Source organism: Naasia aerilata (genome assembly GCF_030296595.1).
GTDB classification, from domain to species: Bacteria; Actinomycetota; Actinomycetes; order Actinomycetales; family Microbacteriaceae; genus Naasia; species Naasia aerilata.
In genome coordinates this window covers 1461986-1475430 of record NZ_AP027731.1, presented here as the reverse complement: position 1 = coordinate 1475430, position 13445 = coordinate 1461986, and the positions used below count along the sequence as shown (strand labels likewise).

Genomic DNA, 13445 nt, shown 5'->3' with positions numbered 1-13445 from the left:
GGACCTAACCCTTGACCGCGCCCGTGAGGCCACCGACGATGCGGCGCTCGAAGACGCTGAAGAAGATGAGCGCGGGGATCATGGAGAGCGACGTGAACGCCAGTACGCGAGCCGTGTCGACCGAGTACTGGGACGAGAACGCCTGCACGCCGAGAGGGAGGGTGAAGGTCGAGTCGTCGTTAAGGATGAACAGGGGCAGCAGGTAGCTGTTCCAGCTCGCGATGAACGCCAGGATGCCGACCGTGACGACTCCTGGCATCGCGAGCGGGATGACCATCCGGAAGAAGAACCCGAGGCGGCTGCAGCCGTCGATGAAGGCGGCCTCCTGGATCTCGTCGGGGATCGCCTTGAGGAACGGCACCATGATGATGATCGTCGTCGGGAGGGCGAACGCGATCTGCGGCAGGATGATGCCGCCGAGCGAGTTCATGAGGCCCAGGTTCTTGATCACGATGTAGAGCGGGGTGATCGCCACGGTCATCGGGAACATCAGGCCCGCCGCGAAGGTCGCGTAGAGCACGCCGCGGCCTCGGAAGCGGTACCGGGCCAGGACGTAGCTCGCCATCAGGCCGAGGAGGACCACGCCCGCCGTCGTGGCGACGGCCGCGATGGTGGAGTTGAGGACCTCCTGCCAGAAGATCCCGCCGGTCAGCACGGCCAGGTAGTTGCCCAGCTCCCATGGACCGGGCAGCGCGGCGGGGTCGGCCGTGATCTGCGAGTTGGTGCGGAACCCGCCGAGGATGATGTACGCGACGGGCGCGAGCATCAGCGCGATCACGACCACCGCGACGACGTAGGCGGCGGCGGTGCCCCAGCGGATCGGGCGACGGACCTTGGTGATCGTGCGGGCGGGCGTGCCCGCGGTCATGGCGGTCATCGGCGCTTTCCTCCAGTGATGGCGCCCTCGGTGTCGCGGCGGAGCACCCACCGCTGGTAGACGAGGGCCACGACGAGCGAGATCAGGAACAGCACGACCGCGACGGCGTTGCCGTAGCCGTAGTTCCCGGCGTTCCGGCCGTTGGTGACCATGTAGGTCGCCATGGTCGAGGTGCCGGCGGTTGAGGAGATGTACTGACCCCAGATGATGTAGACGAGGTCGAAGAGCTGGAGCGCTCCGATGATCGAGAGGAACGCCCAGATGCGCAGCGTGGGGGCGAGGAGCGGAAGCGTGATCCGGCGCTGGACCTGCCAATAGGAGGCGCCGTCGATCGCGGCCGCTTCCGAGAGCTCCTCGGGGATGCCCTGCAGGCCCGCGAGGAAGAGGATCACCGCGAAGCCGATGTACTTCCACGTGATGATGAACATCAGCGTCCACAGCGCGATGTCCGGGTTCGACAGCCAGTCCTGCGTGAGCGTGCCCAACCCGAGCTTGTCGAGCGCGCCGTTCAGGGCTCCCTGCGTCTGGAGGATGAGGCTCCACCCGGTGCCGACGACGACCTCGGAGATGACGTAGGGGACGAAGATGAGGACGCGGATCAGGGACTGACCGCGCAGCTTCCGGTTGAGCAGGAGCGCGAGCAGGATCGCGGCCGGCCCCTGAAGCACCAGGGAGAGCACCACGATCAGGCCGTTGTGGGCCAGGGCCTGCTGAAAGGTCGGGTCCTGGATGATCGTGATGTAGTTCTTGAAGCCGACGAACTGGGTCGCGGGCCCGAAGCCCTGCCAGCTGAAGAAGCCGTAGTAGGCGGCCATGACGACCGGCAGGATGACGAAGGCGAGGAACATCGCCAGCGCCGGTCCCACGAGCAGAGCGATCTCCAGGCGGCCGCGCCAGTCGGCGCGGCCGCGACGCGGTGACGAGGGCAGCGTCGTTGCGGCGCTGCCCTCGTTCGCGGCGAGACCAGTCTGCGAGGCGGCGGGAACGGCGCTCTCGCGTACTGACATCTCTAGTTACCTGGTTCCTTGGTCCGTCAGGCCTTCTTGGCGGCGTCCGCGACCGACTGGACGATCGAGTCCGGGTCGCCCTTGCCGGCCAGCATGTCGACCACGCCCACGTTGAGCGCATTGCCGACGTTCTGCCCGTAGAGGGTGTCCAGCCACTGCGAGACGAACGGGGCGCTGTTGACGGCGTCACGGATCGACTGCAGGAAGGGCTCCGTCACACTCTCCTGGGCGGTGGAGTTCGCCGGCAGCGTGTGGAAGGCCTGGTAGTACTTCGTCTGCTGCTCAGCAGTGGCGACGAAGTTGAGGAAGTCCACGCACTCCTTGGGGGCGTTGACCGAGCAGGAGTATCCGTCGACGCCGCCGAGGATCGAGCCGGGCTCGCCCTTGCCGCCGGAGATCTCCGGGAAGGGGAACCAGCCGAGGTCCGGGAGCGGCTTCTTGTCCGGGGTGAGATCGGCGATCACGCCGGCATCCCAGGCACCCATGAGCTCCATCGCTGCCTTGTGGTTGGCCACGAGACCCGCGGAGCTGCCGGCGCCCTGCTGCGGCTCGGTCGTGAGGAAGCCCTCGTTGTAGGGCTTCGTGTCGGAGAACTTCTGCAGGTCCTCGCCGGCCTTGATCCAGCACTTGTCGCTGAAGTCCTTGTCGGTGGTCGCCTTCTCGAGGACCTTCGAGTCGCACTCGCGGAGCGCGAAGAAGTAGTACCAGTGAGCCGCGGGCCAGGCCGCCTTGGCGCCGAGCGCGATCGGCGCGACGCCGATGCCCTTCAGCTTGTCGACAGCAGCGGAGAGGTCGTCGATCGAGGCGGGCGTCTCGGTGATGCCCGCCTGCTTGAACAGATCCTGGCTGTAGAAGAAGCCGCCGGGCTGGATCGTCAGCGGCATCGCGTAGAGCTTGTCGTCGAGGGAGTCGGCCCCGAGGGCCGCCTCACCGAGCTCCTTCTGCACGGTCGAGTCGACCTTGCCGGTGAGGTCCATCAGCTGGCCGGCCGCGACCATGGCCGCCATCTTGCCGCCGCCGCGCTGGAGGAAGATGTCCGGCGCGTCGCCCGAGTTGAGTGCGGTCTGGAGCTTGCCGTCGAGGTCCTCGTTCTGGATCGACTGCACCTTGATGGTGACCTTGGGGTTCGCCTTCGTGAAGTCGGCGGCCGCGTTCTTCCAGAACTGCTGACCCTCTCCGGTCGTGGAGTTCTGCCAGAGGGTCATGGTGACGTTGCCGTCGCCCGAATCGCCGGAGCCTCCGGAGCCACCCGCGCTACAGCCAGCCAGGGCTGCGGCACCGAGGACCAGGGCTGTGGAACCGGCAAGGAATCTAGCCTTCATGGGGTTCAACCTGTTCTCTTCGTTGAGTGGCACCGACGGGTCGAAGGTGCCGGGGACGTGCGATCGGCCGAAACGGCCGCGCACCGAGCGGGTCTGCAGGACCCGCCTTCCGTCGGGAGCGAGCCTCGCCACTCCCTACGCGCCGGACCCGATCAGCCGCTCGTCCGCGCTCGCGAGACATCGACGGCGTCGTTGCTCGTGATCGTGGTCCGTGTGGGCCGCTCAGGCTCCCGGTTCTTTCAGTCTCACAATTGGTGGAAACGTCGTCAAACGTTTTCGAAAACATTTTCCATGACCGCTACGCTGACCCTCGTGAATCGCCGTCCGACCATCCACGATGTGGCCGCAGCCGCCGGCGTCTCGGTCGCCACAGTGTCCAAAGCCGTGAACGGACGGTACGGCGTCGCGGACGTCACGTCCCAGCGTGTCCTGCAAGTCGTGCAGGAATTGGGGTACGAGTCGAGCATCGTCGCGAGCAGCATGCGCTCCCGGCGGACGGGGGTGATCGGTGTCCTGGTGGCCGATTTCGAGCCGTTCAGTGCCGAGATCCTCAAGGGAGTCGGCGCCGCGCTCCGCGACTCCTCCTACGACCTGCTCGCCTACAGCGGGGCACATCAGGGCGAGAACGACGGGTGGGAGCGGAAGTCGATCAGCCGGCTGAGCGGCACCCTCATCGACGGCGCCATCCTCGTGACCCCGACCGTCGTCACCGTGCCCGCCGAGATGCCGATCGTGGCCGTGGACCCGCACACCGGTCCCGCCGACGTGCCGACCGTGGAGTCGGACAACTTCGCGGGCGCCCTGCAGGCGACCAACCACCTCATCGAGCTCGGACACCGGCGGATCGGGTTCCTCGCCGGACGCCCCGACCTGCGCTCCTCCATCCGGCGCCAGGACGGCTACCGCCGGGCGCTGCTCGACGCGGGAATCCGGTTCGACCCGTCGCTGATCGGCATCGGCCGCTACCAGCAGGAGACCGCACGGGAGCCGGCGATGGCTCTGCTGTCACTCCGCGACCGCCCCACCGCGATCTTCGCGGCGAACGACGTCTCGGCCATCGCCATCATCGAGGTGGCCACATCGATGGGCCTCAGCGTGCCCGACGACCTCTCCGTGATCGGCTTCGACGATGTGCCGGAGGCCTCCCGGATGAACCCGCCGCTCACGACCATCCGGCAGCCCATGCAGACCATCGGCGCAACCGCCGTGCGTCTCCTCGTGTCCCTGCTGGACGGGGAGCAGCCCGAGGAGACCCACCTCCGCCTGCCCACCCGCCTGGTGCGCCGAGCCACGACCGCGCCCCCGTCCGCCTGACGGGTACGTTGGAACGTCCCGGCCGGGCCGCCTCCCGCCCTGCCCGCCCGCGCCTCCGCACCCGATCGAAGGGGATCCCGTGATCATCGACCTGCCCGAGTCCGCCCTCTGGGAGTACCGCAGCACGCAGACGGCGCCCGACGACTTCGACGAGTTCTGGTCGGCGACCCTCTCCGAATCCCGGGCCTTCGACGGTCCGGTCACGCTCGAGCCGGTCGATGTGGGGCTCCGCACTCTAGACGTGTACGACGTCACCTTCCCGGGCTTCCGCGGGGAGCCCGTGCGGGCGTGGCTCCGCGTTCCGCGGGGCGCCACCGGGCCGCTGCCGACCGTGGTCCAGTACATCGGCTACGGCGGCGGACGCGGGAGCGCGGGCGAGAACCTCCTGCTCGCCTCCGCCGGGTTCGCGCACCTCCAGATGGACACTCGCGGCCAGGGAGCGAGCTGGAGCCTCGGCGAGACGCCGGACTCCGGCGCCGGGGGCCCACAGGTTCCCGGCGTCATGACCCGCGGCATCCGTTCCCCGCACGACTACTACTACCGGCGGCTCTTCGCCGACGCGGTCCGTGCCGTGGACGCCGCGCGCGGCCTCGACGTGGTGGATGCGGACCGGATCGCCGTTCAGGGCGGCAGCCAAGGCGGCGGGATCGCCCTCGCCGTCGCCGGCCTGCGCGACGACATCGCCGGCGTCGTCGCATTCGTGCCGTTCCTCTGCGACTTCCTCGGGCGCTCGCCACCACCGACGCCAACCCGTACGGCGAGGTCGCCGCCTACCTCCGCATCCACCGCACCGAGGTGGAGCAGGTGATGGCGACCCTGCGCTACTTCGACGGCGTCAACTTCGCCCGGCGCGCCACCGCCCCCGCGCAGCTCTCGGCAGCCCTGGCGGACGTCATCTGCCCGCCGTCGACCGTGTTCGGCGCCTTCCACGAGTACGCCGGGCCGAAGTCGATCACGGTGTGGCCCTTCAACGGCCACGAGGGCGGCGCGATCGAAGACGAGCTCGCCGCGGTCGCGTTCCTCCAGCGCACCCTGGGCTGATCGCCGAGCGCGGTGCGTGCGGACGAGCGCGGGGCGTGCGGCCGAGCGCGGGCCGTATCCGCACCGCGTTCGTCGCTGCGGGCCGCGCTCGCTGAGAGAGGCGGGGCGGCCCTCCCCTGTGCGTCGGTGCTGGTCGTAGGGCGGCCGGTCGAGGCTTAAGACGAGGGGCAGGCGGTCGGGCTGCGAGCACCCGTTGAATCCCAGCGCGGTCGCTGCTAGCCGACGCCGATCGCTCGGCGAGCGCGGTTCGAGGCGCCGAGCGCGGTTCGAGACGCCATGCGGGGGCCCTTGGGGTACGTAGCGCGGTGCGCGGCGGCGGCGCGGTCCTTCCGCTACCGAGCGCGGGGCGTGACGACGAGCGCGGGCTGTCTACGCACCGCGCTCGTCGTCACGGGGCGCGCTCGGCGCTCGACCCGCGCTCGGTTTCTCGGGGCGCGCTCGACCTACCGCCCATCCCGCAGTGCGGAGCCCGGCCATTCGAAGAACGCGACGAGCCTCCTCGAACCGCCTCTTGCCACCTCTTAAGCCACAGCCGAGCCACGTCGAAGGGATCCCCCGGCACCGCAGCGGGCGCCCCGCCCCTCACCCGAGCCGCACCTCGACGTCGCGTGCCTCCCCTCCACCGAGAACACCGCCGCATCCCCGCCGGTGGTGACCGCGTACTCCCCCAGGAACCCGCTGACCCTCACCCGGCCGTCCGCATCCGTGCGCATCGGGGTCGGCGGCAGCCACCATTCGCCCTTCACCAGCCCCCGGAGGACGTCATAGGAGGGCTTCGGCGTCCCGTCCGCTCTGACGAAGCCACCGGGCGCGCCGAGCCACATGCCGTCGTCGGTGAGCCCCCAGTAGGTGATCGCCTGCACGGACGGATGCGAGAGCAGCGAGCGGTAGTGCCGCTCCACCTCATCGGCCTGCCTCGCCTCGCCCTCCGGCGTCGAGGGCCAGTCGGTGAAGGGGCTGTCGTTGAGGTCCTCGATGTGGGCCGGCATGAGCTCGCCGGAGAGCAGCGTGGTCTCGGTCAGGTGCAGGGGCAGGCCGTAGCGGGCGAAGCGGTCCACCATCGCCAGCATCCGGTCCTCCCCCAATACCCCTGATGCATGTGCGTCTGCAGGCCGATCGCGTCGATGCGGATGCCCGCCTCGAGCACGCCCTCGATCAGGCACTCGTACGCGGACGACAGGTCGAAGTCGTTGAGAAGCAGCGTCGCGTTGGAGTTCGCCGCCCTGGCCTCCTCGAAGGCCAGCCGGATCATCGCGATGCGCCCGCGGTCGTACGCCAGGCGCGTGATGCCGTTGTCCTCCTTGTCGAAGACGGGCATGATCACGACCTCGTTGATGGCGTCCCAGGTGTCGACCAGACCGGCGAAGGCCCCGACATCGCGCCGGATGCGCTCCCGCTGCACGCGCTCGACCTCGTCGAGGGGCAGCCCGAGCAGCCAGGGCGCCGTCACGGTGTGCCACACCAGCGGATGCCCCTTGAGCGCGACCCCGCGCTCTCGGAACCACTCGGCCGTCCTCAGGAATCGCTCGGTGTCGGGCTGCCCACGCCGCGGCTCGAAGCGCCCCCAGTAGAACGGCAGGGTCGCGGTGTTGAACACGTCGAGCCACAGGTCCGCAAGGTGCTCGAGCTGCTCGACGGCCGCGCCGCCGAACGTCTCCACCTCGGCCGGGTCGAGTCCCGTCTCGCCGTTGGCCAGCGGCAGGAAGTCGAAGCCGATGTTGCCGAAGGCGAACGCGTGCCGGCGCTGCTCCACGACGACCTCGGTGTCGCCGAGCGGGCGCCCGTCCCGTCCTAGGACCGTGACGACGGCATCCCCGATCCGATCGCGAAAGGTGGGGTCGTGCGGGGGAACGGGGGCTGCCACGTCGATCTCCTCGTCGAGTTCCGGACTCCGGCCGGGTCCGCTCCGGGAGTGTAGATCGCGGTCTCGGACGTGCCGAGGGGTTTCGAAACCGCGTCGTCGGCGGCAGCGGACCGGGCCTGTCCGGGCATTCCGGGCCGAATCGGCGGCCCGGACGGACCGATTCGGCCCGTGGCGGGCGCCGGCCGAGCCGGGCCGGGCGGCGGCCGGCTGATACCGTCGAGGGCATGAGCGTGCGCATCGAACGGGTGGATCTCCCCGGGATCGGCACACGCCACGACGTGCTCACCGAGAGCGGGCGGCGCGTGGGCATCGTCGCCCACCGCACCGGCGAGCGGGACCTCGCGCTCTTCGACATCGACGATCCGGATGCCGCGAGCGACTCGGTCGCCCTCACCGACGACGAGGCGGCCGCGCTCGCGAACGTGCTCGGCGCCTCCGTCATGATGGGGCAGCTCACCGGCATCCGGGAGCAGGCCGCCGGCCTCTTCACCGAGCAGCTGGTGCTGCCGGCGGGCTCGCCCTACGTGGGCGGCGTCCTGGGCGACACCAAGGCGCGCACCCGCACGCTGACCTCGATCGTCGCCATCGTGCGCGGCACCGAGGTCATCCCCTCCCCCACCCCGCAGACCCCGCTCGACGCGGGCGACACGGTGGTGGCCGTGGGAACCCGCCCGGGACTCGACGCCCTCGCGAAGCTGCTGACGCACGGCGCCGGCTGATCCGTGAGCGAGCTTCTCCCTCTGCGCAGTGAACTGCTGACGAGCAGCGGCGCCTGAGCCGTGAGCGAGTCCACCCTTCTTCTCATCGAGGTGGGCGCTCTCCTGCTCGCGCTCGGGCTGCTTTCCCGGTTCGCCAACCGGGTCGGCATCTCGGCGATCCCCCTGTTCCTGCTCGCAGGACTCGCCTTCGGCCACGGCGGCGCACTCCCGCTCTCGGCCAGCGAGGGGTTCTTCGAGACCGGCAGCGAGATCGGCGTCATCCTCCTGCTGCTCATGCTGGGGCTCGAGTACACCGCGGGCGAGCTCGTCGAGAGCCTCTCCCGCTCCCGCGCCGCAGGACTCCTGGATGCCGCGCTCAACGCAACGCCGGGCGCGCTCTTCGCCCTGCTGCTCGGCTGGGGTCCCGTCGCCGCGATCGCCCTGGCGGGCGTCACCTGGGTCTCCTCCTCCGGCGTCATCGCCGGCGTGCTGCGTGACCTCGGGCGTCTGGGAAACCGCGAGACGCCGACGATCCTCTCCGTGCTCGTGATCGAGGACCTGGCCATGGCGTTCTATCTGCCGATCCTGGCGGCCGTCGTCATCGGGGCTGGCCTCCTCGAGGGGGCGACGACGCTCGTGATCGCGGTCGCCGCCGTGTGCGCCATCCTCTACCTCGCCCTGCGCCACGGCCGGCAGGTGTCCCGGCTCTTCACCGCGACCCACCCGGAGTCGCTCCTGCTCGGAGTGCTGGGGCTCACCATCCTCGTCGCGGGGGTCGCTCAGCAGGTCAACGTGTCGGCCGCCGTCGGCGCCTTCCTCGTGGGCATCGCACTGTCCGGCCAGGTCGCCCACAGCGCTGAGGAGCTCCTCTCCCCACTGCGCGACCTCTTCGCCGCGATCTTCTTCGTCTTCTTCGGACTCGCCACCGACCCGGTCGACATGCTGCCGGTGCTGCTGCCGGCCGCTCTGCTCGGAATCGCGACGATGGCGACCAAGGTCGTCACCGGCTACCTGGCCGCGCGGCGGGCGGGCATGGGAGTGCCGGGTCGCTGGCGCGCCGGCTTCGCCCTCACGCCCCGCGGTGAGTTCTCGATCGTGATCGCGGGCCTCGCGGTCGGCTCGGGCGTCGAGCCCCAGCTCGCCCCGCTCGCGACCGCCTACGTCCTCATCACGGTCGTCGCGGGGCCGCTCCTCTCGCGGATCCCGGACACCGCATGGTTCCGCACGGCGGTGCGCCGGCGCGGGGACGCCCAGCGGGCCGCGGCGAGCGGCTGAGGCTCAGTCGGCGAGCCCAGGGACCGTTCGCGGCCGCACGATCAGCCACAGGCTGGCCATGCCGACCGCGGCCGTGGTGCCCATGACCGCGCCCATCGGGAGCGCATTCGCGATGCCGAGCAGCCCGACGATCGGCGACAGGATCCCGGCGACGCCGAAGTTCACCGCGCCGAGCAGCGATGCGGCGGTTCCCGCCTCCCTGCCGTGGTTCGCGAGGGCCAGCACCTGTACGCAGGGGAAGGCGAAGCCGCAGGCCAGGATGAAGAGGAACAGCGGCACGACGACGCCCGGCAGACCGAGCCCGTTCAGGACCGCGAAGACGATGAACGCCGCCGACAGCAGCTGCACCAGCGTCGTGCCGGCGAGGATCCACTGCGGCCCGATCACCCGCGTGAGGCGGGCGCTCGTCTGGTTGCCGAGGATGATGCCGATCGAGTTCATGCCGAACAGCAGCCCGAACTGCTGCGCCGAGAGCCCGTACACGTTCTGGAAGAGGAACGACGACGCCGACAGGTAGGCGAAGAGGCCGGAGACCTGCATCCCGCCCACGATGAGGAGCCCCACGAACACCCGGTCGGAGAAGAGCGCCCGGTACCTTTCGCGCGCGGTGCTGCGGGGCTCTCCGTGACCTCCGCGCGCTGCATCGTCTCACGCAGGCAGAGGGCGGCGATGATGACCATCACGAGGCCGTATCCCGCGAGGGTGAGGAAGAGTCCGCGCCAGTCGACCGCTCTCAGCAGCTGGCTCCCGATCACCGGCGCGACGACCGGGGCGAGCGAGGTGACGAGCGCGAGCCGGGACAGCATCCGGACCAGCGCCCGACCCCCGAAGAGATCCCGCATCATGGCCATCGCGACCACGCCGCCGCCCGCGGCGCCGATGCCCTGCAGCACGCGGAAGAGCCCGAGGACGGTGACGTCCTGAGCCAGGGCCGCGCCGACGCAGGCCAGCACGTGCAGGGTCGTCGCGGCGAGGAGCGGTATCCGGCGGCCGAAGCGGTCGCTGAGCGGGCCGACCACGAGCTGACCCAGGCCGAAGCCGATGGTCGTGCCGGTGAGGGTGAGCTGGACGGCGGCGTCGGAGACGCCGAAGTCCTTCGTGAGGACCGGGAACGCCGGGAGATACATGTCGATCGTGAACGGGCCGAGGCCCACCAGGGCGCCGAGGACGATCACGAACAGGACGAGTTGAGCCCGCGACAGGGCGTCGCCGGGGTGGATTGCTGCAGTCACGTAAGAGGCACCGGAGGATTGCGGGGCGGAAGGTGACGGCGGCGGCACCCGGAGAAAAACAGTTTACCGACGGCAATCAGTTCTGCGGAGGGCTTGCGTCCTTCGAGCCGCTCGTTCTCACTCCGGCAGGACGTGTGTCCGCGCCAGCTCGGAGTACCAGAGGGCGCTGTCCTTCGGCGTCCGCGCGAGCGTCTCGTAGTCCACGTGGACGATTCCGAACCGCTTCGAGTAGCCGTAGGCCCACTCGAAGTTGTCGAGGAGCGACCACACCTGGTAGCCGCGCAGGTCCACGCCCTGCTCCAGAGCGCGGTGTGCGGCCGTGAAGTGGCGGCGCAAGTAGTCGAGCCGCTCGGCGTCGTGCACGTGGCCGTCCTCGAGGACGTCGTCGAAGGCGGCGCCGTTCTCGGTGATCATGAGCGGCTGATCCGGGAACTGGCGCCTGAGCGAGAGGAGCAGCTCCTCCAGCCCGTCCGGAGCGATGTTCCACCCCATCTCGGTGTACGGGCCGGGCTGCGGCAGGAACTGCACCCGATCCGCGCCGGGGTAGGGGGACGCCGCGGTGTCGCCATGGTTGTCCGCCGACTCCTTCACACCGGTCCCGTCCCACAGTGCGACGAGGGCGGTGTTGTAGTAGTTGACGCCGAGCAGGTCGATCCGCTGTGCGATGTCGACAAGGTCGCCGTCTTGCACGAACGACCAGTCCGCGACGGAGGCGGTGTCGGCGAGCAGGTCCTCGGGGTAGGCGCCCTTCAGCAGAGGGCCGGTGAAGACGCGGTTGGCGACGGCGTCGATCTGGCGGACTGCCTCCTCCTCGCCCCGCAGCACCGCGAAGTTGAGGGTGACCGAGTAGTCGGGGTCGCCGGGGACGACGCCGCGCAGCGCCTGGATCCCCAGGCCGTGCGCGAGGTTGAGGTGGTGGGCGGCGCGCAGCGCGGCGAGCGGCTCCGTGCGCCCCGGGGCGTGCACTCCCGCCCCGTAGCCGAGGAACGCGGAGCACCAGGGCTCGTTGAGCGTCGTCCAGGTGCGCACGCGGTCGCCGAGCGCGGCGCCGACGAGGGCCGCGTACTCGGCGAAGCGGTGCGCGGTCTCCCGCTCCGGCCAGCCGCCGGCGTCCTCGAGCGGCTGCGGGAGGTCCCAGTGGTAGAGCGTGGCGATCGGGGTGATGCCGCGCTCGAGCATCCCGTCGACGAGGCGGGAGTAGAAGTCGAGGCCCGCCTGGTTGGCTTCGCCCGATCCGGTCGGCTGGATGCGCGGCCACGCGATCGAGAAGCGGTACGCATCCAGCCCGAGGTCGCGCACGATGTCGAGGTCCTCGGCCCAGCGGTGGTAGTGGTCGTCCGCGATGTCGCCCGTGTCGCCGCCCAGCACCTTGCCCGGGGTGCGCGCGAAGGTGTCCCAGATGCTGGGCCTGCGGCCGTCCTCCTGAGCCGCTCCCTCGATCTGGTAGGAGGCGGTCGCGGAGCCGAAGAGGAAGCCCTCCGGGAAGCGGAGCCCGGAGTCGCGGTAGTCGGCAGATCCGGTGGTCACAGGTGCAGCTCCATCCGCGCCGCGAGGAGGCGCACGTCCTGGGGAAGTCTGGCACGCATCCCCGGAGCGTCCCCGGGGGCGCCCCCTCAGCGGCGGGGACCGGCCGCGGGGTCGGCGAGCAGCGGCGCGAACACGAGCTCGGCGGCCCCGATGAGCAGGCGGTCCTCCGCGAGCGCGGCGGCATCGAGCCGGAGGTCCTCCGCGGCCGGCGGAAGCGTCTGCGAGGCGACGAGGGCGGCGAGCCGCTCCGGATCGGACGCGAGGATCGTGGCGAGGAACCCGCCCAGCACGATGAGCGAGGGATTCAGCACGTTGGCGGCGTTGCTGAGCGCGGTGCCGAGGATGGCGCGCTGGCGGTCGAGCTCGCCGCGGACCGCGTCGTCGCGGGAGGACAGGAGCGCCCGCGCGAGCGTGGGCTCGTCGGCCTCCGTCAGTCCCAGAACGGCGAGCAGGCGCGCACGACTGACCTCGTCCTCCAGGGCGCCGCTGTCGCTCAGCCGGTCCTCGGAGCCCCGCACTCCGGGGCGGTTGTGCCCGATCTCGCCCGCGTAGCCGCCCGCCCCGCGGAGGGGACGCCCGCCCGCGATGACTCCGCCGCCGATGCCGCTGGGGCCGCCGTTGACGTAGACGAGATCGTCGACGCCCTGGCCCACGCCGAACAGGTGCTCGGCCAGCGCGCCGAGGCTTGCGTCGTTGTCCGCAGCCGCGGGCACCCCGACGGCCTCCTCGAGCAGCGCCGCGATGGGCACGTCGCGCCATCCGAGGTGCGGCGCCCACCGCACGAGTCCGTCCGCCGCGCGGACCAGGCCGGGCACGGCCACTCCCACGCCGACGACTCGGCGGCCCTCGAGCGGTCCGGAGTCGCCCGCCGACATGAGCTCCGCGACGAGTCCCACGGTGCGCTCGACCGTTGCGGGGCTCGACACGGGGAGCCGCACGCGGTGCTCGACCCGTGCTCCCAGCCCCACCACGCCGACGGTGATCGCGTCGACCTCGGGATTCACGGCGAGTGCGACCACCTCCGGAGCCGGGCGCACGACGGGAGACGGCCGGCCCACCCGGTTGGTGGCCTCCGGCTCCCCCTCGATCACGAGGCCGAGCGACTCGAGCTCGGTCACCAGCGCCCCGACGGTCGACCGGTAGAGCCCGGTGGACGCGGTGATCTGGGCGCGCGAGACCTGCTGTGCTCGGTGCACGATGCGCAGCACCGCGGCCAGATTGCCGCGCCGGAGCCGATCCAGGTTGCTGCCCGTATTGGACATGTCGCAACGATAGCGAGAGCGGGTAA

At 70.6% G+C, this 13445-nt stretch carries 10 protein-coding genes and 2 pseudogenes; 4 read left to right on the top strand and 8 right to left on the bottom strand.

Annotated elements, in window-relative coordinates:
- Positions 1-4: 4 nt before the first annotated feature.
- Genes QUE51_RS07920 through QUE51_RS07910 form a run of 3 tightly spaced genes read right to left on the bottom strand, consistent with a single transcriptional unit; the run spans position 5 to position 3206 of the window.
- The gene (locus tag QUE51_RS07920; protein ID WP_286278973.1) at positions 5-877 is read right to left on the bottom strand and encodes a carbohydrate ABC transporter permease; all 873 of its coding nucleotides are present in this window, start codon (positions 875-877) and stop codon (positions 5-7) included.
- Positions 874-1884: a carbohydrate ABC transporter permease gene (locus QUE51_RS07915; protein WP_286278972.1), complete on the bottom strand. Its 1011-nt coding sequence runs from the start codon at positions 1882-1884 to the stop codon at positions 874-876. Before QUE51_RS07915 ends, QUE51_RS07920 begins: the two co-directional genes overlap by 4 nt.
- 26 nt (positions 1885-1910) lie before the next feature.
- Positions 1911-3206 (bottom strand): ABC transporter substrate-binding protein, encoded by a 1296-nt coding sequence (locus tag QUE51_RS07910; RefSeq protein WP_286278971.1) that lies wholly within the window; start codon positions 3204-3206, stop codon positions 1911-1913.
- Positions 3207-3518: 312 nt separating this feature from the next.
- Between QUE51_RS07910 and QUE51_RS07905 the strand changes: the two genes are divergently transcribed.
- Both QUE51_RS07905 and QUE51_RS07900 read left to right on the top strand, forming a co-directional pair.
- Positions 3519-4520 (top strand): LacI family DNA-binding transcriptional regulator, encoded by a 1002-nt coding sequence (locus tag QUE51_RS07905; protein ID WP_286279310.1) that lies wholly within the window; start codon positions 3519-3521, stop codon positions 4518-4520.
- Between the two features lie 79 nt (positions 4521-4599).
- Positions 4600-5561 (top strand): annotated as a pseudogene (locus tag QUE51_RS07900) (acetylxylan esterase).
- Between the two features lie 521 nt (positions 5562-6082).
- On the opposite strand, the gene QUE51_RS17965 reads toward QUE51_RS07900, so the two are convergent.
- A complete protein-coding gene (locus tag QUE51_RS17965) occupies positions 6083-6631 on the bottom strand; it encodes a glycoside hydrolase family protein (RefSeq protein ID WP_350226742.1) in 549 nt (182 codons plus the stop codon).
- Positions 6580-7425 carry an endo-1,4-beta-xylanase gene (locus QUE51_RS17960; protein WP_350226741.1) on the bottom strand — a complete coding sequence of 282 codons (846 nt, stop codon included), beginning with the start codon at positions 7423-7425 and terminating at the stop codon, positions 6580-6582. Before QUE51_RS17960 ends, QUE51_RS17965 begins: the two co-directional genes overlap by 52 nt.
- Positions 7426-7649: 224 nt before the next feature.
- Here QUE51_RS17960 and QUE51_RS07890 point away from each other — a divergent pair, with 224 nt between their 5' ends.
- Together QUE51_RS07890 and QUE51_RS07885 are read left to right on the top strand one after the other, a co-directional pair.
- Entirely contained in the window at positions 7650-8144 is a 495-nt protein-coding gene (locus QUE51_RS07890) for a cation:proton antiporter regulatory subunit (RefSeq protein WP_286278969.1), read from the top strand.
- A gap of 60 nt (positions 8145-8204) precedes the next feature.
- Positions 8205-9398: a cation:proton antiporter gene (locus tag QUE51_RS07885; RefSeq protein WP_286278968.1), complete on the top strand. Its 1194-nt coding sequence runs from the start codon at positions 8205-8207 to the stop codon at positions 9396-9398.
- 3 nt (positions 9399-9401) lie between these two features.
- On the opposite strand, the pseudogene QUE51_RS07880 reads toward QUE51_RS07885, so the two are convergent.
- From QUE51_RS07880 to QUE51_RS07870, 3 genes and pseudogenes are all read right to left on the bottom strand, one after another.
- Positions 9402-10630: pseudogene (locus QUE51_RS07880) on the bottom strand (multidrug effflux MFS transporter).
- Between the two features lie 117 nt (positions 10631-10747).
- Positions 10748-12157, bottom strand: a complete 1410-nt coding sequence (locus tag QUE51_RS07875) for a GH1 family beta-glucosidase (RefSeq protein WP_286278967.1) — start codon at positions 12155-12157, stop codon at positions 10748-10750.
- Between the two features lie 86 nt (positions 12158-12243).
- Entirely contained in the window at positions 12244-13419 is a 1176-nt protein-coding gene (locus QUE51_RS07870) for an ROK family protein (protein WP_286278966.1), read from the bottom strand.
- Positions 13420-13445 lie beyond the last annotated feature (26 nt).

Coding starts and splice junctions, on each gene's coding strand:
- QUE51_RS07920 (WP_286278973.1), bottom strand. CDS start 877: ATGACCGCCATGACCGCGGGCACGCCCGCCCGCACGATCACCAAGGTC.
- QUE51_RS07915 (WP_286278972.1), bottom strand. CDS start 1,884: ATGTCAGTACGCGAGAGCGCCGTTCCCGCCGCCTCGCAGACTGGTCTC.
- QUE51_RS07910 (WP_286278971.1), bottom strand. CDS start 3,206: ATGAAGGCTAGATTCCTTGCCGGTTCCACAGCCCTGGTCCTCGGTGCC.
- QUE51_RS17965 (WP_350226742.1), bottom strand. CDS start 6,631: ATGCTGGCGATGGTGGACCGCTTCGCCCGCTACGGCCTGCCCCTGCAC.
- QUE51_RS07890 (WP_286278969.1), top strand. CDS start 7,650: ATGAGCGTGCGCATCGAACGGGTGGATCTCCCCGGGATCGGCACACGC.
- QUE51_RS07870 (WP_286278966.1), bottom strand. CDS start 13,419: ATGTCCAATACGGGCAGCAACCTGGATCGGCTCCGGCGCGGCAATCTG.